We start from the raw sequence: 22048 nt of genomic DNA on the forward strand, positions 1-22048 counted from the left end.
CCCGGACCCGGAGCACCACGGCCCCGGGTCCGGGGGTCGGGGGCTGCGGTGAGGGATGGGGCCGTGGACTGAGCGGCCGGTGGGTTCGCGACCCGGCCGGTCGTCGTGCTCGGCTCATCCCGACCGCTGCCGCGCAGGATCCCGTCGATCACGCCCCGTCCGGCCCTCCTGGCCCGGCCTCCCGCCGCCTAGGCTGGCGCGGAGGAGGCGACATGGAGCCGAAGGACCGGCGCGACGAGGACCCCTCGAGCGGGTCGGCGCAGCCGCGTCCAGCGGACGGGCCGACGCCGTCGGAGCAGGCGCTGCGCGCCATCCGCGACGTCGCGAACGGGGCGGATCCGACGAGCGAGGCGTTCCGGCTGTCGAACGACTTCACCGACCGGCAGGCCGAGCGGCTCCGGAGCCTCCTCGCGCGCTTCCGCCGCGGGCGCTGACGGGCGCGAGGCTGCCTGCCTCCGCCAGTGCGCGACCGATCGCCGTGCGCCGGTCGCGCCGGTGATCGCCGAGGCGGCGCCCCGACCGCCCGGCGCCACCCCGAACGGCCGCTATCCGCGCCCTCGCAGGCCGCGGACTCACTCCGCCGGCCCGCTCCGCCGCCCCGCATCACCCCCGAATGGCCGCGATCCGCGCCCCTTCACGCCGCGGACGCCCCGCACGAGCCCGCTCCTCCGGCGCTCGGCTAGCCTCGGAGGCACCCGCGAGGAAGGCCTGCATGACCCACGACACCGCCTCGGCCGCCCCGACCCTCGAAGCCGTCGCCGCGCTGGCCGGAGTCTCCCGCGCGACGGTCAGCCGGGTCGTCAACGACTCCCCGCGCGTGAAGGACGGCGCCCGGACGGCCGTGCTCGCCGCGATCGAGCAGCTCGGCTACGTGCCCAACCGCGCCGCGCGCTCCCTCGCCAGCCGCCGCACGCAGACCGTCGCGCTCGTGGTGCCGGAGTCGGCGGCGAAGGTGTTCGCGGATCCGTTCCTCGCCTCGGTGGTGCAGGGCGCCGCGATGGCCTTCGCCGGCACCGAGTACACGCTCACCATCGTGATCGCGTCGGAGGCGGCTCCCGAGAAGACGCGGCGCTACCTGCTCGGCGGCAACGTCGACGGCGCGCTCGTCGTCTCGCACCACAGCGGCGACCACTCCTACGCGCAGCTCGGCGCCTCCCTCCCCGTGGTCTTCGGCGGGCGGCCGCTGACGGAGGAGGGCGGCAGCTACTTCGTCGACGTCGACAACACCGGAGCGGCGCGCACGGTCACCGAGCACCTCCTGGGCCTCGGCCGCACGGCCCCCGCGATGATCGCGAGCCGCCAGGACATGCCCGCCGCGATCGACCGCCTGTCCGGCTGGCGCTCGGCCGTCACCGCCGCGGGCCTCGACGACTCGCTCGTCGAGTACGGCGACTACTCGCCCGAGGACGGCGCGACCGCGATGCGCCGCCTGCTCGACTCCGGCCGGCCGATCGACGCGGTCTTCGCCTCCAACGACCAGATGGCGTCGGGCGCCCTGACGGCGCTGCGCGAGCGCGGCCTCACGGTGCCGGGCGACATCGCGCTCGCGGGATTCGACGGCGACTACTTCGCCGAGGCGAGCGAGCCGCGCCTCACCACGGTGCGCCAGCCCTCCACGGGCCTCGGCGAGGCGATGGCGGACGTGCTGGTGCGACTCCTGGCCGGCGAGGAGGTGCAGCGCGTGACGCTGCTGCCGACCGAGCTGCTGGTGCGCGGCTCCACGGTCGCGGGCGCGTGACCCCGCGCTGAGTGCGCTGACCCGTTCGCTGAGTCGCCCGGATCGGCTCCCCGCTGCGGTGTGTCGCGAGCCGATCCGGGCGACTCAGCGCTGGACGGGCTCGTCGGGGATCTCGAGCAGGTGGAAGGGGCCCCGGGGGAGCGGGCCTGTGCTCCACAGCGCGACGACGGCCCAGCCGAGGTCGGCGTGCGCGACGGCGCCCTCGGGCAGGGTCCGGGTGAACAGGGCGTAGTCGATCCCGTCGAGGGGGAGGGCGCTCACGTCCCACGCGGGCCGGTCGGCGGCCAGCTCCTGAGCCCGCGCCTCCGCCGCCACCATCGCCGCTCGCGTCCGGTCCCCGGGCAGGCCGGCGGGGATCACCGAGAGGAGGAGCGAGCCGATCGCGAGCGCGGCCGTCGCGACCGGGTCGGTGACGACTCCGTGCACCGAGCCGCGCGGCCCGAGGCGGACACCGGTCAGCCGCAGCGTGCGGACCGAGTACGAGCCGCCGCCCCGCTCGGCGCGGACCGAGAGGTCGTCGACGGGCCCGTCGTCCGTCCGCCCGCTCCCGTCGACGGACCACGGATCGGAAACGGGGACCAGCGCGCGCACGCCCTCATCCGACTCCCTGCTGCGCCGCCGGTCAAGAGGCGCAGCTGGAATGCGGCCCCGGCAGGCCGGCCGGTCGGTGGGGACGCGTCAGGCGCGGAGCGCTCGCAGGACCCGGTCGACGTGCCGCTCGACCCACGTGCCGGTGAAGGGGCCGCTCCGCAGGAGCCATCGGTGGAGGATCGGGCCGAGCAGGAGCTCCGCCGCGCCGGAGGGGTCGGCCGCTCCTCCACTCGCGAGACGCGCGGCGATCGCGCTCAGCTGGGGCTCGAGCAGCAGGGTGCGGTACTGCGCGGCGAGCTCGGTGTCGGTCTGGATCGCAGCGGTCACCGCGCGCAGGAGCGGCTCGGCCACTGGGTCGCTCAGCTCGGCGGCAGTGCCGGTGACCAGGAGGAGCAGGTCGGCGCGCAGATCTCCGGAGTCCGGGACGGCGACGGCCCCGTCAGGAGTCAGGCTCCGCGCGAGGAGCGCGTCGAAGAGGATCGCACCGGTGGAGGGCCAGCTGCGGTAGAGGGTCTGCTTCCCGACTCCGGCGCGGGCGGCGACGCCCTCCATCGTCAGGCGCGGAAGCCCCTCGGTCCCGACGAGGTCGAGCACGGCGGCGTGCACGCGCTGCCGTGTCCTGCTGGTGGCCATTCTCCGATCCTACTGCGAAACGAGACGGAGCGTCTTGTTCGGAGTAGCGTGCAGGCATGACCACTCGACAGACCTGGCTGATCACCGGAGCCTCCCGCGGGCTGGGGCGTGCGCTCGTCCTCGCGGCGCTCGCCGAGGGCCACTGCGTCCTGGCCGCAGTCCGGGGCGCGCACTCCCTGCCCGAGCACGAGCGGCTGCAGGTCCACCGGCTCGACGTCGCGGACTCCTCCGCAGCCGCCGGCGCCGTCGACGCGGCCACGGCGATCGAGGGGCGCCTCGACGTCCTCGTCGACAACGCGGGCTACGGGCTCATCGGCACGGCGGAGGAGGTGGGCGAGGACGAGGTGAGGGGGCTGCTGGACGTCGACCTGCTCGGTCCGCTCTGGCTCTGCCGGGCCGCGCTGCCTGTGATGCGGCGGCAGGGGTCCGGACACATCGTGCAGATCTCGACCGTCGGCGCGGTGGGGACGATGCCGACGCTCGGGGTCTACAACGCGGCGAAGTGGGGCCTCGAGGGCTGGACGGAGGCGATGGCCGCAGAGGTCGCCCCCTTCGGCGTCCGCGTGACGCTCGTGCAGCCCGGGGAGATCGCCACCGACTGGGCCGGCGGCAGCATGCGGTTCGCGGCGCCGATGCCGGAGTACGACGACCTGCGGCGGAAGCTCTTCGGAGCGGCCGAGGTCCCCTGGCCGACCGACGGTCCGCAGGGAGGCACGCCTCCGGCCGAGGTGGCGGCCGAGATCCTCGCGCACGTCGCTGATCGGAGCGACGCCCGGTTCCGTCTGCTCGTGGGCGACGACGCTCCCGGTCAGGTGCGCGCCGCGCTCGAGAAGCGCCTCGCGGACTACGCCCTCGACCCGCGCTGGGCTGCGTCCGCGCTCTGAGGGACCGCCGCTGAGGTGCCCGGATCGGCTGGCAGTTCCGGCGTGTCGCGAGCAGATCCAGGCACCTCAGTGCGGAGGCGTGAAGGCCCGCAGGCGCTGCTCAGAACTCCTCGTAGTTGTAGGGCTCCGGGTCCTCGTCGATCACGGGGCGCGCGATCGTGGCGCGGTTGCTCTTGATGCGGGAGCGGATGTCCTCGACGGCGGCCTCGACGGCGCCGGTGGTCGACTCCTCGTCCTTGATGGAGACCTCGACGGGGACGGCGACGAGCTCGCTGCTCGCGTCGAGCGTCATCTTCGCCTCGATGAGCTCGCCGTCCTCGGTGAACGCCGGGACCGTGACCGCTTCGGAGTGCTCCTGGCGGTCGATCGCGGTCACCAGGTCGAGGAGGGCCTCGGTCACGGCGTCGGTGGTCACGAAGCTCTTGGAGGCGTAGGTCAGCTGCTGCATGCCTCCACTCTCCCGAACGGGAGCGCCCCTCGCGCGGGGTTGCGCCTCGTCGGCCCAGCCCGTAGCGGAGGGTCAGCCCGCCCGGCGACGGCCTGCGGTCGTCGTCTGCGCCCGGCGCTGCGCCGAGACCGGTCGCGGGCTCACGGCACCGGCGCCGCGACCGGGACGGGACGCGCGGCGACCGCGGCCGCGCGCCGCGTCGCCCAGTTGTTCAGCAGCAGCGCCGTCACGACGATGGCCGCGCCGAGCAGGGCGACGGGCCCTGGCCGGTAGCCGCCCGCCATGCTGATCGCGAAGGTCGTGACCGGGACGAGGTTCTGGAAGAGCGTGCCGTTGAGGGCGCCGAGCAGTTTGATGCCGGCGTTCCACAGCAGCACGGCGACGACGCCGGCCAGGAGGATCAGGTAGGCCAGCTGCGGCCAGGCCGCGAGCACCTCGGCCCCGGTCGGCGGGTGCGCGGAGCCGGTGGCCGTCGCCACGGCGACCGCGACGGCGATCGAGGGGCAGCCGAGCGCGGTGGTGAGCGTCGAGTACCGCAGCGCCGACCAGCCGGGGAAGGCCGCGGCTCCGCGCGTGTAGACGACCCAGCAGATCGCTCCGAGCAGGGCGAGCAGCTCGCCGAATCCCAGCTCGCCGTCGAGGAGGAGGGCGACATCGCCGCGGGTGACGACGAGCGCGACTCCGGCGAGCGCGAGCAGGATGCAGCCGACGGTGGCGGCCGGCGGTAGGCGACGCGCGCCGATGCTCGCGAGCACCGCGCCGATCGCGGGCATCATCCCCATCATCAGGCTGACGTTCGGGGCCGAGGTGAACCGCAGAGCCGTGAAGGCGAGCAGGCCGAAGCCGGCGAATCCGGAGGCGCCGAGCAGCGCCAGCCGCCACCCGCGGCCGTCGAGCCGGAAGGCGCGGAGCCCCTCCGCCCGGGCGAGCAGCAGGGCGAGGACGACCGCGGCGGCCGTGTAGCGGATGAGGGTCATGAAGAAGGAGTCGACCGTCGCCGCGATGCTGTCCGCGACCGGCAGCATGCCGCCCCAGAGGATCGGCGGGATCAGGCAGAAGAGCAGACCTCGCGACCGCATGGCGCCCCTGACCCGTCGGGTGCGGCCGCCCCGGGCGGGGGCCGTCGCTCGATGGTGGACCCCGGCGGCTCGGCGCACAAGAGCGCCGCCGACCCCCCAACGGCCCGCCGCGGGGCCGAGCGGAGACGGGTGCGCCGGGTGTGGAGGAGGCTCGGCGAGCCGATTGACCTGCTACGACGAAGACGAAGAAGCCGCAAGGGCCTTGCGTGGCCCCTTTAGGGTGACAAAAATCACTTGCTTCCATCATCTCCGTGCCCCTAAATTGATCGCAGCACCCCCCGATGCTGTCCTCTGTCAGGCACTGCTCCGATCCCCCCGTCGGACGCGGTTCCTCACTCGGGTCGCGCCCACCCCGGCGACGACCTCCGTTCCGCGCGGGCGCTCATCAGCGCACATCGGCCCCCGGCCGCGGAGAGGAACAGTCATGAGGACACAGCCCGGTCACGGCGCGGACGAGCCGACGGCTCCCCGTCGCCGGGCGACCTGGGAGGCGCACGACGAAACGGCCGCGCGCCCGCTCTCGGGACGCCGCGCCGCCCGCTCCGGGCGCGAACGGGTCTCCGCGCCGCGCCGCCTGGCGTCCGCGCTGCCTGCCGGAGCGGTGACGGTTCCCGCCGCCCCGACCGCGGTGCTGGAGCGTCCGGCCGCCCCGTCCGCGGTGGTCGAGCGACCGGTCGTGCCGACCGCTGTCCTGGAGCGTCGGGCTGCGATGGTCGAGGGTCCGGCGGCGCCGACCGCCGTGGTCGAGCGTCCGTCCGCCGCGACCGCGCTCCTGGAGCGTCCGGCCGCCCCGACCGCGCTGCTCGAGCGTCCGCCGGCCCCCGCCGCGGTCCTCGAGCGCACCGTGCTCCCCGCCGTCGACGCCGACCGGCTCCCTCCGGCATCCACTCCGATTCGCGGCACGCGCCCCCGCAGCGGCCGCCGCGCCTCGTCGCGCATCGGCGACCTGGTCGCCGCCCTCCCCGCCCACAACGAGGAGGCCGGGATCGCCGCGGCGATCGAGGGCCTGCGCCGGCAGACCTGGCCGCCGGACCGGATCGTCGTCATCGCCGACAACTGCACCGACGCCACGGTCGAGATCGCTCTCGCGCACGGCGCCGAGGTGTTCGTCACCGTCGGGAACAGCCACAAGAAGGCGGGCGGCCTCAACCAGTTCCTCGCCGAGGTCCTCCCGGGGCTGCAGGACGACGACCTGGTGCTCGTGCAGGACGCCGACTCCGCGCTCGACCCCGGGTTCCTCGAGATCGCCCGCGGCAGGCTGCACGGCGGCATCGGCGCGGTCGGAGGAGTGTTCCGCGGCGGCGAGGGCGGCGGCTTCGTCGGCCACCTCCAGCGTAACGAGTACGCGCGCTACGCCCGCGACGTGCGCCGGCTGAACGGGAAGTGCCTCGTCGTCACGGGCACCGCGGCCGTGCTCCAGGTCGCCGTGATGCGCCGCATCAGCGCGGCCCGCCTGGCCGGCTCCCTCCCCTCCGGAGACGGCATCGGCGGCATCTACGACACCACGGTCCTCACCGAGGACAACGAGCTCACGTTCGCGATCCGCCACCTCGGCTACGACGTGCTGAGCCCCGCCGGCTGCACCCTCGTCACCGAGGTCATGCCGACCTGGGGAGACCTCTGGCGTCAGCGCCTGCGCTGGAAGCGCGGAGCGGTCGAGAACTGCGTGCAGTACGGCTTCACGCGGGTCACGGCTCCCTACTGGGGGCGCCAGCTGCTCACGATGCTCGGCTGCATCATCACCTACGTCTACCTGGCCACGATCGTCTACGCGGTCGGCTGGGGCGAGCTGAGCCTCCAGCCGTTCTGGCTGGCCGTCACCGCGATCTTCGTCGTCGAGCGGATCGTGACGGTCCGCGACCGCGGCTGGCGGTACATGCTCGCCGCCGCGTCGATGTACGAGCTCGTCGTCGACCTGTTCCTGCAGGTCGTCCACACCAAGGCCTACCTGGATGCGCTGACACGCCGTCGGCGCGACTGGTGAAACAGAGAGAGAGACATGTACAACCACATCGGAACAGCCGCCGGAGCCGGAGTCGGTGCCGGAACGCTCGCCATGACCGGGTTCGACTCGGTCTGGCTGGCCCTCGCGGCCTTCGCCCTCATCGCTGCGGGGACCGCCGTCCTGCGCATCGCTCCTCGCCGCAAGCGCGAGGTCTGAGACACGGTGGCGGGCGGGGGACAGCCCGCGCCCGTCACCGTCCCACGACCGCCGTCGCCGCGGAGGTCCGGCTCGCGGTGGTGTACCCGGTCTTCGTCCCGGTGACGGTCAGCGTGATCCGCTTCCCCGCCTGAGCCTTCGTGAGCGTGAACTGCGGCGACGTCGCTCCCGCGATGGCCGCGCCGTCCGCCTTCCACCGGTAGGTGAGGCTGACGGGAGTCGGCGTCCACGGACCCGGGGCTGCCGTGAGCACCGCTCCGACCCGGGCCGTGCCCGTGACGGTCGGCGTCGCGGCGCCGAGGGTGCCGGCGGCGACCGGTGCGGTCGGCTGCGAGGTCGTCGGGCCGGAGCCGTCGGCGGCGCTCACCGTCACGGTCACCCGCTTGCCGACCGCGGAGGAGGGGACCACGAGATCCGGACCCGTCATACCCGCGATGTCGACGCCTCCCGCCGCCCAGCGGTGCACGAGCGGTCCCGTCCGGCCGGCGGAGGAGGACAGTGTCGCGCCCACCGCGGCGGTCCCGACGACGACCGGAGCCGGCGCCGCGTCGGACCGGTAGACCGCGACGTGGTCGACGAGCATCGTCCCGCCGGAGCTCTTCGGGGCGGCCGCGCTGTCGCATCCGCACACGCCGTTCGGCAGCCCGCCCCCGATGGCGAGGTTCAGGATCAGCAGCACGTCGTTCGGGACCGCGGCCCGCCACGCGGCCGTCCCCACCTCCGACTCCCGCACCACGTGCCGGGTGACGCCGTCGACGAGGAACTCCACGCGCTCGTCGCCGGGCACGGTCCGGTCGAGCAGGGCGGAGTAGCGGTGGAACCCCGTCACGCAGGACGCGCAGTCCAGCATCCCGCTCGTCCGGCCGGCGGGCTCGTCGCAGGGGCCGCCGTCCGGCACCCCGCAGTGCAGCGTCTGGATCACCTGGGCGGTGCCGTTGACGGCCTCGAGCATGTCGAACTCGCCGGTCGCGGGCCAGTCGATGACGGCGTTCGCGTCCCGCCCGAGAGCCCAGAAGGCGGGCCAGTACCCGGTGGCCTGCGCGACATCCGGCAGCTGGATCGAGGCGGTCATCAGCAGTCGGCCGCCCGCCGGCGCCGAGAACGACTTGTCGGCGGTGACGATCCGCCCGGACGTCCATGCTCCGGCGGAGTCGCGGAGGGCGCGGATGCCCAGAGCGCCGCCGCCCGTGAGGAAGACGTTCGCCGTCGACGCGGTCGTCCGGTCGACCGCCCCGGTGCCCCAGGTGCCGACCTCGTGCTCCCACTGGCTCCCGACCGGCGCGCCAGCCGGCCCGGTGAAGTCGTCGCGCAGGAGCGTGGTCCAGCCCGGGGCGTCGGCGGGCGCCGCCGTGACGGCCTGGCCGGCGGACGAGGCGGTCGGAGTCGCGGACGCCGGTGCGAGGGCGGCGACCGCCTGCGGGGGCGTCGCCGCGAGCACTCCGAGGCACAGGGCCGCGAGGGCGAGGGCGAGTCGCGGCCGGTCGAGGAGTCGTGAAGGCATGGCGAGTCCTCTGCGTCGAAGGGGCGCGCAGGTGCACGCGCCTCGACGCTAGTGAGGAGTACTCGCTCTCCCTCCACCCTCCAGGCGGGGTGATCTCCGGGACGAAAGCTCACGACCGGGCTCGGCGGGGCCGGGTCCAGGGTGCTGGCAGAGGGGCGGCCGCCGTCGCCTCCGATCGCCCGTTCGAAGGAGAACACCATGCACCGTCGTCTCACGGCCACGCTCGCCGCGATCGCCCTCGCCCTCGGAGGGGCCGTCGCCGTCGCGACCCCCGCCTCCGCCGGGCAGCTCGTCTACCAGAACGGCGGCCCGGGCAACTGCTACGAGGTCCGCTCGCAGCGCGACTCCCTGGGTCGCGCGCAGGTCACGGTGTGGTGGCACTGCGACCAGGCGAGCAACGTCAAGGTCATCTGGAGGAACGGCCCGGACAGCGGCTGCAACAAGATGAGCGTCATCAACCGCAAGTTCAGCGACAGCTCGGGCGTCGCGTCCCGCTTCGACCGTCTCGTCTCCTGCTGACCCGGTCGGGCTGCCCCTGATCCCTTCCGCGAGACGCCGCTCCGGTACGCGGCACGCCGCAGAGGAGTACCCGAGCGGTCTCTCGCGGGAGGGAGGCGGCGGCGGCCCCGCTCAGTGCTCGGCGCGCCCCGAATCCTCGATGAGGCGCACCTTCACGTTCACGGCGAGCGGCCCCGAGACCGACGGGTCGGCGGCGAGCAGCGCGTGCATCCGCTCGCCCACCAGCCGGAGCGTCTCGGGGGCCGGCAGTGCGGCGGACGCGGCGATGTGCGCGCTCACCGTGGTGAACCCCTCCGACCGGTCGATGTCGACCAGCACGTCGGGCTGCCGCAGGTCCAGTTTCACGGCGAGCGCGTCGGCCGCGGCCTCGACGATCGGCTGGGCGGGATAGACCCCCGCGACGCCCTCGATGTCGCGGATCTCGGCGGTCAGCCGCTGCGAGAGCTCGGTGTCGTCGGTCATTCCCGCTCCTCCCGGTGGGGGTACACGTCGTCGACGGTCACGTCGATCGCGCCGACGGTCAGCTCGGTGTGGCGCTCGAGGGCGTAGCGGATGCGCTCGCGCAGGCGGTCGGCGGCCACGGCGACCGGCAGGCCGAACTCGAGGGCGCAGGTCACGTCGATCCGGACCACGGCGCCGGGAGCCGAGACGTCGCCGTCGAGGGTGCAGCGGCCCATGATGACGCCGCCCATCGTGTCGCCGGCGCGGCGGATCATCCCGCGCACGGCCGCCTCGGTGAGCGCCAGGCGGAGGGTCGGGTCGGGGTGGCGGACGGGGATGTCGCGGCCGGAGCGCACCTCGGAGCGGATCGCGTCGAGCAGGCCGGCGATCCAGACCTCGTCGCGGTCGGGCTCGCGGTCGGCCTCCTGCCGCAGCGCCCGCGCCGAGAGCTCGGTGAGGCGGGTGAGGTTCGCGAGAGCGAGCCGGCACGCGGCGGAGTTCTCGATCGAGGGGTCGCGCGGCTCGCGGCCGCGGTCGAGGTACTCGCCCAGCTCCTCGAGCGTGTGGCCGTCGAGGTCGTCCTCGGGCACGGCGGCGTCGTCGGTCATCGCCATGCCTCCAATTCGTGGAGCAGGAACCGACGGGCCCGGGCGAGGAGGCCGCGGACCGTCGAGACGGGGAGTTCGAGAGCGTCGGCGATCTCCTGGTAGCTGTAGCCGGCGGTCTCGCGGAGTAGCCAACAGCGTCGCTGATCAGCAGGCAATCGGTCCAGCGCTTCCCAGACCGCGTCCAGCTGGAGTCGTGCCTCGACGATGCGCTCGGGGGAGTGCTCGGGCGGCGCGGGCGGATCCCAGTCGTCGATGTCGTCGTGGCGGCGGCGGACGCGGATCCGGTCGATCGCCTTGTGGGTGACGATGCGCATCAGCCAGTTGCGGATGTGCGCCGGGCTGTCGAGATCGGCCAGACGCCGCCAGCCGGTGAGGAACGCCTCCTGCACCACGTCCTCGGACTCCGCCTCGGAGCCGAGAAGCTTCGCGGCGTAGACGCGCATGAGGGCGCCGTGGCGGCGGGCGAGCTGCTCGAACGCCTGCACGTCGCCGTCGACGGCGCGCGCGGCGAGGGTCGCGTCGGACGCGTTCAGGAGGGGGTCGTCGTCGATGAGCGCCTCCTCCGCGGTCCCGCGCGCGGTGTCCCCGCGCGCCGATGCCCTCAGTGTGGAGCGCCGTCCGGCATGACTACCAGCCTTGACAACGGGCCGGCGAATCCGCTGGCCGGATTGCGAGTGCCGCCGATGGGGGACGTCTCGAGACGGGATTCGTGACATTCCGGCTCCTCGACACGTCTTGATTCCGTACCCCTCGTGCGTCCCCGCGAGCGCACGGACCCCGAACCCGGAAGAAGTCCCCCATGCACTGCTCCCTCCGCCGCCGCCCCGGGCGGACGTCATGAGCGAGTCGACCTTCACCCTCGGCAGCCCGTTCGCGGGCGACGAGCGGGCCGACCGGCGCTACGAAGCCTCCGGCGACGATCCGTCCGCCGCGTCCGCCGTCTACTCCGAGGCGTACGGCGGAGGCGAGTTCCGCGTCGCTCCGTTGCAGCGCGGCTTCTCCTACCGCTACGCCGTCCGCGGCAGCGACCGGGTGACCCTGCGCACCTCCGACTGCTCCGGCGCCCTCACCGGCCAGGTCCCCCACCTGAAGGAGTACGTCGTCGGCTGGTTCCGCGCCGGAGGCGGACGCCTGAACCTGCCGCCGTTCACCCGGACCGGCGCGCTCTCGGCCCCGTTCCTGTTCCCCGCGGAGCGCCAGTTCGGGCTCGAGTTCGAGCCGCACCGGCAGAACCTCATCCACTTCGCCCCCGGGTTCCTCGAGGACGTCGCGACCGAGACGCACGCCGGCCCCCGCCAGCCCGTCTCCTTCGACCACGGGGCGGACGCCGACCCCGGCGTCCTCGCCCGCTGGCGCGCCGCGGTGACGGAGGCGAGCGCCGCGCTCGCGACGGCTGCGATCACTCCGCTCGTGCGCTTCACCGCCGAGCTCGACCTCGCCCGCGTGCTGCTCCTGCTGTTCCCGTGGCGCGCGTGGGACGTGCCGGCCGTGCTGCGGCGCCCGTCCGCCTCCCGCACCCGGGTGGCGCTCGACTTCCTCCAGCACCACGCCCACGAGCCGATCACTCCGGCCGACGCCGCCCGCGCGGCCGGTCTGCACACCCGCACGCTGCAGCAGGCGACGAAGCGGCACCTCGGAGTGTCGCCGTCGGTCTACCTGCGCGACGTGCGCCTGGACCGCGCCCACTCCGACCTGGTCGCCGGCGACCCCTGCTCGACCACCGTCGCCGCGGTCGCCCGCGAGTGGGGCTTCGGCAACCTCGGCCGCTTCGCGAGCGCGTACCAGGTGCGCTTCGACGAGAAGCCGAGCCACACGCTGCGCCGCTGACGCGCAGCCCCTGCGTGCCCGAGGGCCCGGACCGTCTCAGGACGGTGCCGGGCCCTCGTCGTCTCCGGGTGCGTCCCGAGGGACCGTCTCGGAGGATGCTCCATCGTGTCCTCCGACCGGTCTTCAGGACACGGACCTCGTGACACTCGGCGCCGGCTCAGCCCGGCTGATGCACGTGGATGTCGCTGCTCATCGTCACGCTGTTGAACTCGAGATACAGCTGCCCCTCGACGACCGACACGGTCAACGTGTTGCGGCGCTCGAGTACCGCGACCGCGGCATCCAGGAACCCCTGATCGAAGCTCTGCACGGTGATCTGCTCGAGCTGGTGGACGCGCTTGCCGGACCACGCCGCGATCACCTTGTCCGGGTTGCGATGCGTGTAGACCGTCGTGCGGTCGGCCAGTCTGCTCCCGAAGTGCAGTCGCTCGGCATCCGGCGCGCCCACCTCGATCCACGTGGTCAGCCTGCCGGTGAGATCGCGGACCAGCACCGCCGGCTCGGTCGCCGTCGACGAGATCCCCTCGCTGAACGTGATCCCCTCCACGTATTCGAGGCAGTACGCGAGCACGCGCGTCATCATGTACGCGTCGGTCTCGGAGGGGTGCCGAGCGGCTCGCAGCGTGATGTCCTCGTAGACGCCGCGGTCCACATCAGCCAGCTGTATCGCGAAGTTGTACATCACTGCGCCGGCTGCCACGTGTGCGAGCTTAGGTCCTCTCGCTCATCGAGGAGCGCGAGGCTTCTCCGGTGCCGGTGGGGGCATCGTGTCCGCGCGCCTCCTGGGGGAGCGCCTCCGCGACCAGGAGCTGGAGGCCTGGCTCGGGGTCAGCCGGACGCCGATCCGGGAGGCGCTGCTCCGGCTGGCCCGCGTCGGCCTCGTCTCGGCCAAGCCCGGCCGGGCGACGATCGTGACCCCCGCCACGGCCGAGAGCATCAGCGACGCCCAGCAGATCGCCGCCGCCATGCACGAGCTCGCCACGCGCCTCGCCGGCCCGGCCGTCACTGCGGAGGCGCTCGCCGCGATGGAGTCGGCGAACGACGACTTCGCGCGGGCGCTGGCAGACGGCGACGTCGAGTTGGCGCTGCGCTCCGACGACGCGTTCCACGCGGTGCTCACCGGGCTCAGCGGCAACGGGATGATCGAGGACGTGCTCGAGCAGGCCACTCCGCTCATCCGCCGTGCCGAGCGCCAGCGCTTCGCCTCCCTCGCGGCCCGCGGATCCGTGGAGCAGCACCGCGCGATCGTGGAGTCCCTCCGTGCGGGCGACACCGACGGTGCCGCCCGCCTCAGCCGCGAGAACTGGATGACGCTCGACCGCCACCTGCACTCGGCCTGACGCGCTGCTCCTCCGCGGGGAGGAGTCCGCGCTCGGTCATGCGCGAGGCCGACGCGATCGCATCCGCGACGAACCGCTCGGTCAGCTCGGCATACCCTCGCCCGCGCGCTCCGCATCCGTCCCGAGAGCGTAGCGCCGCCCTCCCCGCGCCTCCGCCGCCGGGATGCGGGTCGAGGCGGGTGCCGGGCGCGGCGCGGAACGACGGACGGCCGACGCGCGGGCGGCCGGAGCGCTCTGGAACACTCGAGCGAGGGGCGGGGGCTCCGGAGCGGGGGAGCCGTGGCGTCACGCTTCGTCGAGCTCGACGGTCTGCGCGGCCTCGCCGCCCTCGGCGTGGTCGTCTACCACTTCACCACCGCGTTCTCGCTCGATCATCCGGATGCACCGCCGGGATCCTTCGCGCTCCCGTTCGGCGAGTTCGGCGTCCAGCTCTTCTTCGTCATCAGCGGCTTCGTGATCCTGATGTCCGCGGACCGCGCGCGGCGGCCGTCGGACTTCGCGATCTCCCGCGTCAGCCGCCTCTACCCGGCCTACTGGATCGCGGTGGTCGTCTCGATCGTCGTCGGCGCTCTCGCCCGCGTCCCCGGCACCGACCTCACGCCGCTGGAGCTGCTGCTCAACTTCACGATGGTGCAGCGGTTGCTGCTGGTGCCCAACGTGAACGGCGCGTTCTGGACGCTGGCCGTCGAGATGCAGTTCTACCTGCTGGTGCTGCTCGTGCTCGTCCTCACGAAGTGCCGGTTCACGGATCGGCTGGTCCGCGTGCTGGTGGTCGTCTGGCTCGGCGTCGCCGTGACCGCCTCCGTCGCCGCCCACCTCGCCTCGGGAGGCGTCGACGTCGTCTCGGCGCCGGTCGCCGTCCGGGTCCTGGCGAACCTGACGCTGGCCGAGTACGGACCGCTCTTCTGCGTCGGGATGCTGCTGTTCCTCTCGCGACGCCAGGGGCGCTTCGAGCTCCTCGCCGTGCCGGCGGCTCTGATCGCGGCCCTGAACGCCCAGCTCCTCCACGGCGGGCCGGACGGAGCAGTCGTCCTCGGCGTCTGCGCGGCCGTCGCGGTCGTCGCGATGCGGCGCCGGACCGCCGTGCTGAGATGGGCGCCGCTGCTCTGGCTCGGGCGGATCAGCTACTCGCTCTACATCCTCCATCTGGTCGTGGGCAGCGCGATCGTCAGCGCGCTCTGGCCGCTGATCGGCCGCGACGGAGCCGGACTCGTCGCCTTCGTCGTCGTCCTCCTGCTGTCGTGGGGCGTCAACGCGGTCGCCGAGGAGCGGTGGAGCCCCGCCTGGCGCCGCGCCCTCACCCGTCGGCGCGACCGCCGGTTCCCGGCGGGGACGGCGACCGTGGCCTGAAGCGGCCTGTGCAGTCCGCTGGCCGCTCAGCGAGTGCGCCGCGGGGGCCTATGGACGCCGGTGGCCGCGAAACGCATCTCCGCTCGACGTTCCCTGCACCTTTGCTGAACCACCGGGACGTCCGGGCCGCGGGTCACGTCTTCATCATGTGCCACGGATCGTGAGCACCGCGGCCCCGGCCACGACCTCTGACCATCTGGAGAAGATCATGACCAACGTCACCCCCACCAGCCTCGCCAACGCCTCCTCGGCCAAGCACGGCACCGCCACCTCGGCCGGCAAGAACACGATCGCCGACGGCGTCGTCGAGAAGGTCGCCGGCATCGCGGCCCGCGAGGTCCCCGGCGTGCACGACCTGGGCAACGGCGCCGCCCGCGCCATCGGCGCCATCCGCAACGCGATCAACGCGCAGGACCGCGGCCAGGGCATCTCCGTCGAGGTCGGCGAGAAGCAGGTCGCCGCCGACATCACCGTCGTCGCCGAGTACCCCGTCGCGCTGCAGAAGCTCGCCGACAGCATCCGCTCCGCCGTCTCCGAGGCCATCTCCTCGGTCGTCGGCATGGAGGTCGCCGAGGTGAACGTCACCATCTCCGACGTCTTCATCCCCTCGGACGACAAGGACGACGAGACCGAGAGCCGCGTCAAGTGACTCCGTCCCACATCGGCCTGGTCCTCGGCGCGGTCCTCGCGCTGACCGCTCTCGTCTTCGGCTTCTGGGCGCTCCTCTGGGTCGCGCTCGTCATGGCGATCGGCTACGGCGTCGGGCGGGTCGTCGAGGGCAAGCTCGACCTGCGCTCCCTCGGCGACACCCTCCGCGGGCGGCGGTCCTCGTGACCGCGGCGGTGATGGCCGACGAGGCCAGCCACGGCCGCACGACGATCAGCTCGCGCGCCGTGCGCCGGGTCGTGTCGGCCGTCACCGCGAAGGCGCTGGACGTGAACTCGTCCGACGTGTCCGTCGAGCTCGACGACGAGGGAGGACGCCTCCACGTCGTCGCGCACGCCCCCATCCACGTCACGCCCCTGGGCGAGGCGGGCCGCCGCTCCTCCGGGACGCTGCTGGACCGACTCAGCCGGGCGCAGACGACCATCCGCTCGCGCTGCCTCGAACTGACGGGCTCCACGATCGGCCGGGTCGACCTCCGGATCACCGGTGCCGACCTCCGAGAACGAAGGAGGGTGTCGTGACGACTCCCACCACTGCCGGCCGGGCGCTCTACCCGCGCCTGGTGCGGCGCGAGACGCACTCGTCCCGCTCCGGATCGGCGATCGTCCTCGCCGTCCTGCTCATCCTCCTGTTCGCGTGGCTGGGCACGGAGGCGGTCCTCGCCGTCCTCGGCCAGCCCGCGCTGCTCGTGGCCCCGCAGGACGGAGCGTCCTCGCTGCTCAACGCGGCCGCGGCGCCCATCGCGCTGACCGCCGCCGCCGGCGCCGTGCTCGCGCTGATCGGGCTCGTCCTGATCGTCGTGTCGCTCAAGCCCGGCCGTCGCGGCCGTCGCGCCGTCAGCACCGACCGCACCGCGGCGATCGTCGACGACCGCGTCATCGCGCAGGCCGTCGCCCGCACCGCCGGCTACGCCGGTGACGTCGACCCGGACAACGTGTCGGTGTCGGTCGGATCCCGCGTCGTCGACGTGACGGTCTCCCGCACCTCCGGCCGCAGCATCGACGTCACGCCGATCCGCGAGGCCGTCGACGCCGAGCTCGCCACGTTCGACTGCACCCCGCGCCTGCGCTCCAAGGTGCGCCTGTCCGAGAAGGGAACGGTCCGCTGATGACCACCACGAACCGATTCCTCAACCGGCTGCTCCTGTTCGTCGTGGGCCTCGTCCTCCTCCTCGCCGGCGGCGCCGTCGCGGTGGGGTCGCTGCTCCCGCAGGTGCAGGAGAACGTGTCCACCGCCGCGCAGGACGCGGCCGACCCCACGAGCCAGGCCCTCTCGGGCGGCACCCCGTGGATCCTCTGGGTCATCGCGGTCGTCGCGCTCGTCCTCATCCTGCTGCTGGTGCGCTTCATCGTGCGCCAGGGCCGCGGCCGCACCGCCACGCTGCTGCGCGTCGGCTCCGGAGAGGGAGCGGGAACGCCCACGGGCGGCTCCGTCACCATCGACGCGAAGGTCGCCGAGCAGGTCCTCGAGGAGGCACTGTCGCAGGAGCCGTCCATCGTCGCGGTCGACGTGACCGCGTTCGAGATCAAGCACCAGAAGGTGCTGCGCGTCACCGCGCACACCCGCCGCGGCGCCTCGCCCGCCCGCACCCGGCAGACGGTCGACCAGGCCGTCCGCCAGTGGGACGCCCTCCTCGGCGAGGAGACGCCCGTCGTCATCCAGATCGTCAGTGGTCTGCGGACGAAGATGAGCGGCACCGCCCGCGTGCAGTAGCCGCCGGCACCACCGTCCGGCCCTCTCGATCGGGAGGGCCGGAGAGCCCCGCTCAGGCGGGATGGAAGTCTTTCTGAAGGAGCACCCCATGTCCGATCCGATGGAGCCCGGCACCGTCGAGCTCATCCGCACCGATGAGCAGCCGACCCCGAACGAGCAGAGTCGGCGCGAGTCCGCCCGCCGCGACGGGAAGCCGTCCGAGCCCGAGTCGACCGAGAGCCGGGTCGCGACCGCCGCCGGCGAGAGCGCCCAGCGCGTGTCCGGCGTCCACCACCTCGGTGGAGCCGTCGCCCGCGGCCTCGACCGCGCCTCCCGCCGCGTGCTGGGCACCAGCACCGTCCCCGGAGTCACGGTCTCGAAGGCCGACGGCGTCACCACCGTCGACATCGACCTCGTCGTCGAGTACCCCCACCCCGTCCGCGAGGTCCTGGACGCCGTGCGCGATCAGGTGCAGCGCGTGGCGGAGCCGGTCGCCGGCGGCCACGTCGTCGTCAACGTCGAGGCGACCGACGTCCACGGCCCGTTCGACCCGATCGAGAAGCCGGAGGAGGACGAGGAGCCGCTCGTCGACACCGCCAAGCGCGCCGCGTCCGACGCCCGCGACTCCGCCAAGGAGGCCGCCGGGAACGCTCGCGACGCCGTCTCCGGTGCCGTCGACTCCGCCCGCGGACGTCTGGCGGACGCCGCCGACGACGCCGCTGACGCGATGGACCGTGCGGCCGACGAGCGCGACGAGCGCGCAGCCGCCCAGAAGACGGCCGACGACGAGCGCGCCGCCGAGCGCGACGAGGACGACCCCCGCGTCGAGACGCACGCGGCCCCGGCCGTCGTCGAGACCGCGGAGTTCGTGGTCCGCGTCCAGGTCGAGCCGGTCGACGACGACGGCGACCCCCGCACCGCGACCGTCGAGGTCGCTCCTGCGGAGGAGTCCGAGCACGTCGAGCGCGACGAGGCCGCGGCCGATCGCGACGCCGCGTCCGACGACGCCCACGCCCACCGCTCCGAGGACGACCGCGCGTCGTCCGCCGCCGGTCGGGAGTAGTCCCGTGCGCACCCGCCCGTACGGCGCGCGACGCAAGCCGCGCGCGGCCTGGATCGCGCTCGGCACGGGCGTCGTGCTCTCGTTCGTGGTCGTCGTCGCCGTGCTGCTGCCCGTCCTCGGGCTGATCGGCGCGGCCGACGGCACCACGGCCGGGGCGCTCGATGTCCCGGTCGGCGCGATCGTCCTCTCGATCGTCCTCAGCTACGCGGTCGGCCTGGCCTGCCTCGCCGTCGCGTTCCTCTCCCGCAACGCGGCCCTCGCCTGGGTCGCCGCAGTGGCCGCCGTCATCGCGACGCTCATCGGCTCGATCTGGCCGCTCGTCGCGACCGGATTCGCCAGCGTCGACCAGGCGAAGGACGTCATCCCCTTCATCCAGGACCTGATCGCCCGGGTCCGGGGGTAGCGTCGGGGCGATGAGCTCCGACTACCTCCGCGCCTACGACGACCAGCTCCGCTCCGACGCCGAGACCCCGAGCGCCGTCTCCGTGACGCGCGAAGGGCCTCTGCGTCTGGTGACCTTCGCCGGCGGACGCGGCTTCGTCACCTACCGCGACCTCGCCGGCGCCTCCTCCGCGGAGATCGCCCGCCTGGTCGCCGCGGCCTGCGCGCACTTCGACGCCGATCCCGGCATCACCCGCGTCGAGTGGAAGACCCGCGGCCATGACGAGGCCCCCGGCCTGCACGACGCGCTCGTCGCGAACGGCTTCGCGCCGGACGAGGCCGAGTCGATCATGATCGGCCCGGTCGAGGCGCTGCTCTCGGACCGGCCCGTCCCGGAGGGGGTCGTGCTGCGGCGCGTCATCGACGAGCCGGACGTCCGCGCGTTCAGCGCCATGATCGACGCCGCCTTCGAGGAGGAGGTCGACGTGTCGATCGCCGATTCGCTCGTCGCCCGCCTGGCGCGCGGCGACGGCATGGAGCTGTGGGTCGCCGAGGTCGACGGGCGCATGGCGTCCGGCGGCCGGCTCGAGCCCGTCCCGGGCACCGCCTTCGCCGGCATCTGGGGCGGAGCGACGCTGCCGGAGTACCGCGGACGCGGGCTCTACGGCCTGGTCACGGCCGCCCGCGCCGCCTCCGCTCGAGCCCTCGGGAAGACCCTCGTGCACAGCGACTCGACCGAGTACTCGCGGCCCATCCTGGAGCGCGCGGGCCTGGTCCGGGTGTCGACGACGACTCCGTACCGTCGACGTCGTCCGTAGTCCGCGCTCCGTGGGTTCGCGGGGATCCCGAGACGCGCGCTGAGCGCGCTACTCGATCAGCACGGCGGGGACCCTTGCTGGTCGAGTAGCGGCGCAACGGCGGATCGAGACCCGCCCCTTCGAGCGTGGGGGATCTCGATACGCGCGCTACTCGATCAGCGTGGAGACCTGGTGAGACCCGCCCGATCGTGCGCGCGCTGCTCCGATCAGCTCGGGGACGTGATCTCGAGCGCGATGTTGTCGGGGTCGCGGAACTCGAGGAGGCTCATGCCGCCGGCGTCCTTGATCGGCTCGTGGGCGATGCCGAGGTCGTCGAGCACGGCCGCGGCGGCCTTCAGCGCGTCGAGGTCGGGGACGGTGAAGCTGACGTGGTCGAGTCCGACCCGGTCCTCGTCGAAGCGGTCGTCGCCGGGCGCGACGGGGCGCAGGCCGAGCAGTCCGCCCGGGAACTGGTAGATCACCCCGCCGAAGACGAACGCCAGCTGCTCCTTCTCCTCCGGCGACGCGTCGGCCGGCGGCGCCTCGAAGGCGACGTCGAAGCCGAAGACGGAGTCGTAGAAGGGGCGCGAGACGGCGATGTCGCGGACGGTGAGTCGGACGTGGTTGTAGTCGACAGCGGGGATCGGCACAGGGGTTCCTCTCGGCGGGGCGGGCGGAGTGCCCGTCTCCAGTGGTTCGGAGGCGGCGGGCCGCCGGTTCGGGGCTGGCGCCGCCTCCGAGGATCGGGTAGCGCGTCAGTCCAGCTCGGTCGGGCGCGCCGGCTCGGCCAGCAGGGCGCGCGCCGCCATCCCGATCACCGCGCTGTAGGTGGGGTAGGCGAAGCGGACGTTCGCGAGGGTCGCGAGGTCGACTCCGGCTGCCATCGCCGTGGTCACCGACTGCACGACCTCGATCGCGTTCTCGCCGACCGCGTGCGCACCGAGCAGCAGCTCGCGGCGCCGGTCGGCGATCAGCGTGAGGAACCCGTTCTCGCGGTCGTCGATGACGGCGCGGTCCAGGTGCGAGAACGGCACCGAGGCGACGACGCACTGCGGGTCGCGCTCGCGGGCCTGCTCCTGCGTGAAGCCGACGCCCGCGTAGTCAGGGTCCGTGAATCCGCCCGCGGGCAGGAGGAACTGGGGCGTGCGCCGGTTCGCGCCGAGCACCGCGTTCTCGGCGGCGGCCTCCGCCTCGAACTGCGCCGCCTGGACGAGCATGTCGCGCCCGTTCGCGTCGCCGACCGCGAAGATGTGCGGCACGACGGTGCGGAAGTACTGGTCGGCGGGGATCGCGGAGCGGACGACCTCGATGCCCGCGTTCTCGAGTCCGAGGTCCTCGACGTCGGCGGGCCAGCCGGTGGCCATGATCACCACGTCGACCTCGGCCGTCCGGTCCTCGCCGCCCTCGCGCCACGCGATCGCGAGCGAGCCGTCGTCCTGCCGCTCGATGCCCGACACCGTCTCGATCCCGGTGCGGACGCGGACGCCCTGGCGCTCGAAGGCGGCGCCGACCTGCTCGGAGATGCTGGAGTCGGAGGTCATCAGGATCCGCGGGGCGACGTCGAGGAGCGTCACCTCCGAGCCGAAGGCGTTGAAGACGGTGACGAGCTGGGCGCCCGTGTTGCCGCCGCCGATCACGGCGACGCGGCGCGGCAGCTCGGTCAGCCCGAGCACGTCCTCCGGCACGGTCGCGAGCTCGGCGCCCGGGATCGGCAGCCGCCGCGAGTGCCCGCCGACGCAGACCATGATCGAGCGCGCGCGGATCCGCCGCCCGCTGTCGAGCACGAGGGTGCTCTCGTCGACGAAGCGGGCGCGGCCCTCGTGGATCAGGTCGACCCCCGCCTCCTCGAACCGCTGCGCCTCGCGCTTGATCGAGCGCACCAGGTCGACGCGCTCGTGCACGTGGCGCACGGTCGCGGCCCAGTCGAGGACGGGAGTGCCGATCTCGATCCCGTAGTCGCCGGCGGAGCGGGTCTCGCGCATCATCCGCGCCGTCTTCGCCAGGACGCGGGTGGGCACGCAGCCGGTGTTGACGCAGGTGCCGCCGACGCGCGCGGCCTCGAGCACGACCACGCGCGCTCCCAGCTCCGCGGCGCGGAGGGCGGCGGCCGTCCCCGCGGGTCCTGCGCCGATGACGGCGACGTCGTACTCGGCCTGCTCGGGAGTGCTGTCGGGCACGGGGACCTCCGGTTCTGGGTGTGCTCCGATCCTGCCGCTCCGCGCCCGGCAGCACCCGGCCTTGACAGCCCGCCCGCGGACCGGCGCCGCGGGCGTCCCGACGCTGAACATCGGCCGAGGACGGTTGCCCGGCGGGCGCCCGGCACGGTGGG

Annotated in this window: 28 protein-coding genes; 17 read left to right on the plus strand and 11 right to left on the minus strand. The window is 73.7% G+C overall.

The features are described from left to right. The first annotated feature begins 212 nt into the window (after positions 1–212). Positions 213–434: a hypothetical protein gene (locus C5D66_RS07085; RefSeq protein WP_104255203.1), complete on the plus strand. Its 222-nt coding sequence runs from the start codon at positions 213–215 to the stop codon at positions 432–434. Positions 435–712: 278 nt separating this feature from the next. Then, a complete protein-coding gene (locus tag C5D66_RS07090; RefSeq protein WP_104250504.1) occupies positions 713–1738 on the plus strand; it encodes a LacI family DNA-binding transcriptional regulator in 1026 nt (341 codons plus the stop codon). Between the two features lie 84 nt (positions 1739–1822). On the opposite strand, the gene C5D66_RS07095 is transcribed toward C5D66_RS07090, so the two are convergent. Both C5D66_RS07095 and C5D66_RS07100 read right to left on the minus strand, forming a co-directional pair. Next, entirely contained in the window at positions 1823–2329 is a 507-nt protein-coding gene (locus tag C5D66_RS07095) for a hypothetical protein (protein WP_104255204.1), read from the minus strand. An 87-nt stretch (positions 2330–2416) separates the two neighbouring features. Continuing rightward, complete coding sequence (locus C5D66_RS07100) at positions 2417–2962, minus strand: TetR/AcrR family transcriptional regulator (protein ID WP_104232939.1); 546 nt, start codon at positions 2960–2962, stop codon at positions 2417–2419. 56 nt (positions 2963–3018) lie between these two features. Between C5D66_RS07100 and C5D66_RS07105 the strand changes: the two genes are divergently transcribed. Then, positions 3019–3846, plus strand: coding sequence for an SDR family NAD(P)-dependent oxidoreductase (locus C5D66_RS07105; protein ID WP_258061285.1), 828 nt, complete (start codon positions 3019–3021; stop codon positions 3844–3846). Between the two features lie 100 nt (positions 3847–3946). Here C5D66_RS07105 and C5D66_RS07110 read toward each other — a convergent pair whose 3' ends face one another. Together C5D66_RS07110 and C5D66_RS07115 are read right to left on the minus strand one after the other, a co-directional pair. Continuing rightward, entirely contained in the window at positions 3947–4294 is a 348-nt protein-coding gene (locus tag C5D66_RS07110; protein ID WP_104223965.1) for a hypothetical protein, read from the minus strand. 140 nt (positions 4295–4434) lie between these two features. Beyond that, the gene (locus C5D66_RS07115; RefSeq protein WP_104255205.1) at positions 4435–5373 is read right to left on the minus strand and encodes a DMT family transporter; all 939 of its coding nucleotides are present in this window, start codon (positions 5371–5373) and stop codon (positions 4435–4437) included. A gap of 424 nt (positions 5374–5797) precedes the next feature. Between C5D66_RS07115 and C5D66_RS07120 the strand changes: the two genes are divergently transcribed. Continuing rightward, positions 5798–7357, plus strand: a complete 1560-nt coding sequence (locus C5D66_RS07120; RefSeq protein ID WP_258061283.1) for a glycosyltransferase family 2 protein — start codon at positions 5798–5800, stop codon at positions 7355–7357. A 15-nt stretch (positions 7358–7372) separates the two neighbouring features. After that, a complete protein-coding gene (locus C5D66_RS17120; RefSeq protein WP_167305255.1) occupies positions 7373–7534 on the plus strand; it encodes a hypothetical protein in 162 nt (53 codons plus the stop codon). A 34-nt stretch (positions 7535–7568) separates the two neighbouring features. On the opposite strand, the gene C5D66_RS07125 is transcribed toward C5D66_RS17120, so the two are convergent. Further along, positions 7569–9035 carry a family 16 glycosylhydrolase gene (locus C5D66_RS07125; RefSeq protein ID WP_104326840.1) on the minus strand — a complete coding sequence of 489 codons (1467 nt, stop codon included), beginning with the start codon at positions 9033–9035 and terminating at the stop codon, positions 7569–7571. Positions 9036–9233: 198 nt separating this feature from the next. Between C5D66_RS07125 and C5D66_RS07130 the strand changes: the two genes are divergently transcribed. Further along, complete coding sequence (locus tag C5D66_RS07130; protein ID WP_104255207.1) at positions 9234–9554, plus strand: hypothetical protein; 321 nt, start codon at positions 9234–9236, stop codon at positions 9552–9554. A 111-nt stretch (positions 9555–9665) separates the two neighbouring features. Here the strand turns inward: C5D66_RS07130 and C5D66_RS07135 are convergent, their stop codons facing one another. The 3 genes from C5D66_RS07135 to C5D66_RS07145 are packed head-to-tail and all read right to left on the minus strand — an operon-like array spanning position 9666 to position 11088. Continuing rightward, the gene (locus tag C5D66_RS07135; protein ID WP_104223972.1) at positions 9666–10016 is read right to left on the minus strand and encodes a hypothetical protein; all 351 of its coding nucleotides are present in this window, start codon (positions 10014–10016) and stop codon (positions 9666–9668) included. Beyond that, a complete protein-coding gene (locus tag C5D66_RS07140; protein ID WP_146076902.1) occupies positions 10013–10603 on the minus strand; it encodes an Asp23/Gls24 family envelope stress response protein in 591 nt (196 codons plus the stop codon). The genes C5D66_RS07135 and C5D66_RS07140 overlap by 4 nt, the downstream gene beginning before the upstream one ends. Beyond that, the gene (locus C5D66_RS07145) at positions 10600–11088 is read right to left on the minus strand and encodes an RNA polymerase sigma factor (protein WP_244248147.1); all 489 of its coding nucleotides are present in this window, start codon (positions 11086–11088) and stop codon (positions 10600–10602) included. Before C5D66_RS07145 ends, C5D66_RS07140 begins: the two co-directional genes overlap by 4 nt. 352 nt (positions 11089–11440) lie before the next feature. Between C5D66_RS07145 and C5D66_RS07150 the strand changes: the two genes are divergently transcribed. After that, on the plus strand, positions 11441–12430 hold the full coding sequence (locus tag C5D66_RS07150) for a helix-turn-helix transcriptional regulator (RefSeq protein ID WP_104255209.1): 990 nt from the start codon (positions 11441–11443) through the stop codon (positions 12428–12430). Between the two features lie 157 nt (positions 12431–12587). On the opposite strand, the gene C5D66_RS07155 is transcribed toward C5D66_RS07150, so the two are convergent. Beyond that, a complete protein-coding gene (locus C5D66_RS07155) occupies positions 12588–13130 on the minus strand; it encodes a YaeQ family protein (protein ID WP_104225844.1) in 543 nt (180 codons plus the stop codon). A gap of 67 nt (positions 13131–13197) precedes the next feature. Between C5D66_RS07155 and C5D66_RS07160 the strand changes: the two genes are divergently transcribed. From C5D66_RS07160 to C5D66_RS07205, 10 genes are all read left to right on the plus strand, one after another. Continuing rightward, the gene (locus C5D66_RS07160; RefSeq protein WP_258063929.1) at positions 13198–13770 is read left to right on the plus strand and encodes a GntR family transcriptional regulator; all 573 of its coding nucleotides are present in this window, start codon (positions 13198–13200) and stop codon (positions 13768–13770) included. Positions 13771–14049: 279 nt separating this feature from the next. Then, positions 14050–15120, plus strand: coding sequence for an acyltransferase (locus C5D66_RS07165; RefSeq protein ID WP_181067932.1), 1071 nt, complete (start codon positions 14050–14052; stop codon positions 15118–15120). Positions 15121–15328: 208 nt separating this feature from the next. Beyond that, entirely contained in the window at positions 15329–15769 is a 441-nt protein-coding gene (locus C5D66_RS07170) for an Asp23/Gls24 family envelope stress response protein (RefSeq protein ID WP_104223989.1), read from the plus strand. Next, positions 15766–15954 (plus strand): DUF2273 domain-containing protein, encoded by a 189-nt coding sequence (locus tag C5D66_RS07175; protein WP_104255212.1) that lies wholly within the window; start codon positions 15766–15768, stop codon positions 15952–15954. Before C5D66_RS07170 ends, C5D66_RS07175 begins: the two co-directional genes overlap by 4 nt. Further along, positions 15951–16307, plus strand: a complete 357-nt coding sequence (locus C5D66_RS07180; RefSeq protein ID WP_258074851.1) for a hypothetical protein — start codon at positions 15951–15953, stop codon at positions 16305–16307. The genes C5D66_RS07175 and C5D66_RS07180 overlap by 4 nt, the downstream gene beginning before the upstream one ends. Then, positions 16304–16894: a DUF6286 domain-containing protein gene (locus C5D66_RS07185; RefSeq protein WP_104225847.1), complete on the plus strand. Its 591-nt coding sequence runs from the start codon at positions 16304–16306 to the stop codon at positions 16892–16894. The genes C5D66_RS07180 and C5D66_RS07185 overlap by 4 nt, the downstream gene beginning before the upstream one ends. Beyond that, positions 16894–17499 carry a hypothetical protein gene (locus C5D66_RS07190; RefSeq protein WP_104232926.1) on the plus strand — a complete coding sequence of 202 codons (606 nt, stop codon included), beginning with the start codon at positions 16894–16896 and terminating at the stop codon, positions 17497–17499. Before C5D66_RS07185 ends, C5D66_RS07190 begins: the two co-directional genes overlap by 1 nt. A gap of 88 nt (positions 17500–17587) precedes the next feature. Next, on the plus strand, positions 17588–18541 hold the full coding sequence (locus tag C5D66_RS07195) for an Asp23/Gls24 family envelope stress response protein (RefSeq protein ID WP_181067931.1): 954 nt from the start codon (positions 17588–17590) through the stop codon (positions 18539–18541). A gap of 4 nt (positions 18542–18545) precedes the next feature. Then, a complete protein-coding gene (locus C5D66_RS07200) occupies positions 18546–18944 on the plus strand; it encodes a hypothetical protein (RefSeq protein ID WP_104326843.1) in 399 nt (132 codons plus the stop codon). Positions 18945–18954: 10 nt separating this feature from the next. Further along, positions 18955–19740 carry a GNAT family N-acetyltransferase gene (locus tag C5D66_RS07205; protein ID WP_104326844.1) on the plus strand — a complete coding sequence of 262 codons (786 nt, stop codon included), beginning with the start codon at positions 18955–18957 and terminating at the stop codon, positions 19738–19740. 206 nt (positions 19741–19946) lie between these two features. On the opposite strand, the gene C5D66_RS07210 is transcribed toward C5D66_RS07205, so the two are convergent. After that, positions 19947–20369 (minus strand): VOC family protein, encoded by a 423-nt coding sequence (locus tag C5D66_RS07210; RefSeq protein WP_104223996.1) that lies wholly within the window; start codon positions 20367–20369, stop codon positions 19947–19949. A 105-nt stretch (positions 20370–20474) separates the two neighbouring features. Further along, positions 20475–21896, minus strand: coding sequence for an NAD(P)/FAD-dependent oxidoreductase (locus tag C5D66_RS07215; protein ID WP_258063928.1), 1422 nt, complete (start codon positions 21894–21896; stop codon positions 20475–20477). Between the last annotated feature and the right edge of the window lie 152 nt (positions 21897–22048).

It is taken from the genome of Rathayibacter sp. AY1B4, from assembly GCF_002932815.1.
Lineage (GTDB): Bacteria > Actinomycetota > Actinomycetes > Actinomycetales > Microbacteriaceae > Rathayibacter.

Excerpts from the sequence above, each read along its gene's own strand:
- C5D66_RS07085 (WP_104255203.1), top strand. The coding sequence starts at position 213 with ATGGAGCCGAAGGACCGGCGCGACGAGGACCCCTCGAGCGGGTCGGCG.
- C5D66_RS07090 (WP_104250504.1), top strand. The coding sequence starts at position 713 with ATGACCCACGACACCGCCTCGGCCGCCCCGACCCTCGAAGCCGTCGCC.
- C5D66_RS07100 (WP_104232939.1), bottom strand. The coding sequence starts at position 2,962 with ATGGCCACCAGCAGGACACGGCAGCGCGTGCACGCCGCCGTGCTCGAC.
- C5D66_RS07105 (WP_258061285.1), top strand. The coding sequence starts at position 3,019 with ATGACCACTCGACAGACCTGGCTGATCACCGGAGCCTCCCGCGGGCTG.
- C5D66_RS07110 (WP_104223965.1), bottom strand. The coding sequence starts at position 4,294 with ATGCAGCAGCTGACCTACGCCTCCAAGAGCTTCGTGACCACCGACGCC.
- C5D66_RS07115 (WP_104255205.1), bottom strand. The coding sequence starts at position 5,373 with ATGCGGTCGCGAGGTCTGCTCTTCTGCCTGATCCCGCCGATCCTCTGG.
- C5D66_RS07120 (WP_258061283.1), top strand. The coding sequence starts at position 5,798 with ATGAGGACACAGCCCGGTCACGGCGCGGACGAGCCGACGGCTCCCCGT.
- C5D66_RS17120 (WP_167305255.1), top strand. The coding sequence starts at position 7,373 with ATGTACAACCACATCGGAACAGCCGCCGGAGCCGGAGTCGGTGCCGGA.
- C5D66_RS07125 (WP_104326840.1), bottom strand. The coding sequence starts at position 9,035 with ATGCCTTCACGACTCCTCGACCGGCCGCGACTCGCCCTCGCCCTCGCG.
- C5D66_RS07130 (WP_104255207.1), top strand. The coding sequence starts at position 9,234 with ATGCACCGTCGTCTCACGGCCACGCTCGCCGCGATCGCCCTCGCCCTC.
- C5D66_RS07135 (WP_104223972.1), bottom strand. The coding sequence starts at position 10,016 with ATGACCGACGACACCGAGCTCTCGCAGCGGCTGACCGCCGAGATCCGC.
- C5D66_RS07140 (WP_146076902.1), bottom strand. The coding sequence starts at position 10,603 with ATGACCGACGACGCCGCCGTGCCCGAGGACGACCTCGACGGCCACACG.
- C5D66_RS07150 (WP_104255209.1), top strand. The coding sequence starts at position 11,441 with ATGAGCGAGTCGACCTTCACCCTCGGCAGCCCGTTCGCGGGCGACGAG.
- C5D66_RS07170 (WP_104223989.1), top strand. The coding sequence starts at position 15,329 with ATGACCAACGTCACCCCCACCAGCCTCGCCAACGCCTCCTCGGCCAAG.
- C5D66_RS07190 (WP_104232926.1), top strand. The coding sequence starts at position 16,894 with ATGACCACCACGAACCGATTCCTCAACCGGCTGCTCCTGTTCGTCGTG.
- C5D66_RS07195 (WP_181067931.1), top strand. The coding sequence starts at position 17,588 with ATGTCCGATCCGATGGAGCCCGGCACCGTCGAGCTCATCCGCACCGAT.
- C5D66_RS07205 (WP_104326844.1), top strand. The coding sequence starts at position 18,955 with ATGAGCTCCGACTACCTCCGCGCCTACGACGACCAGCTCCGCTCCGAC.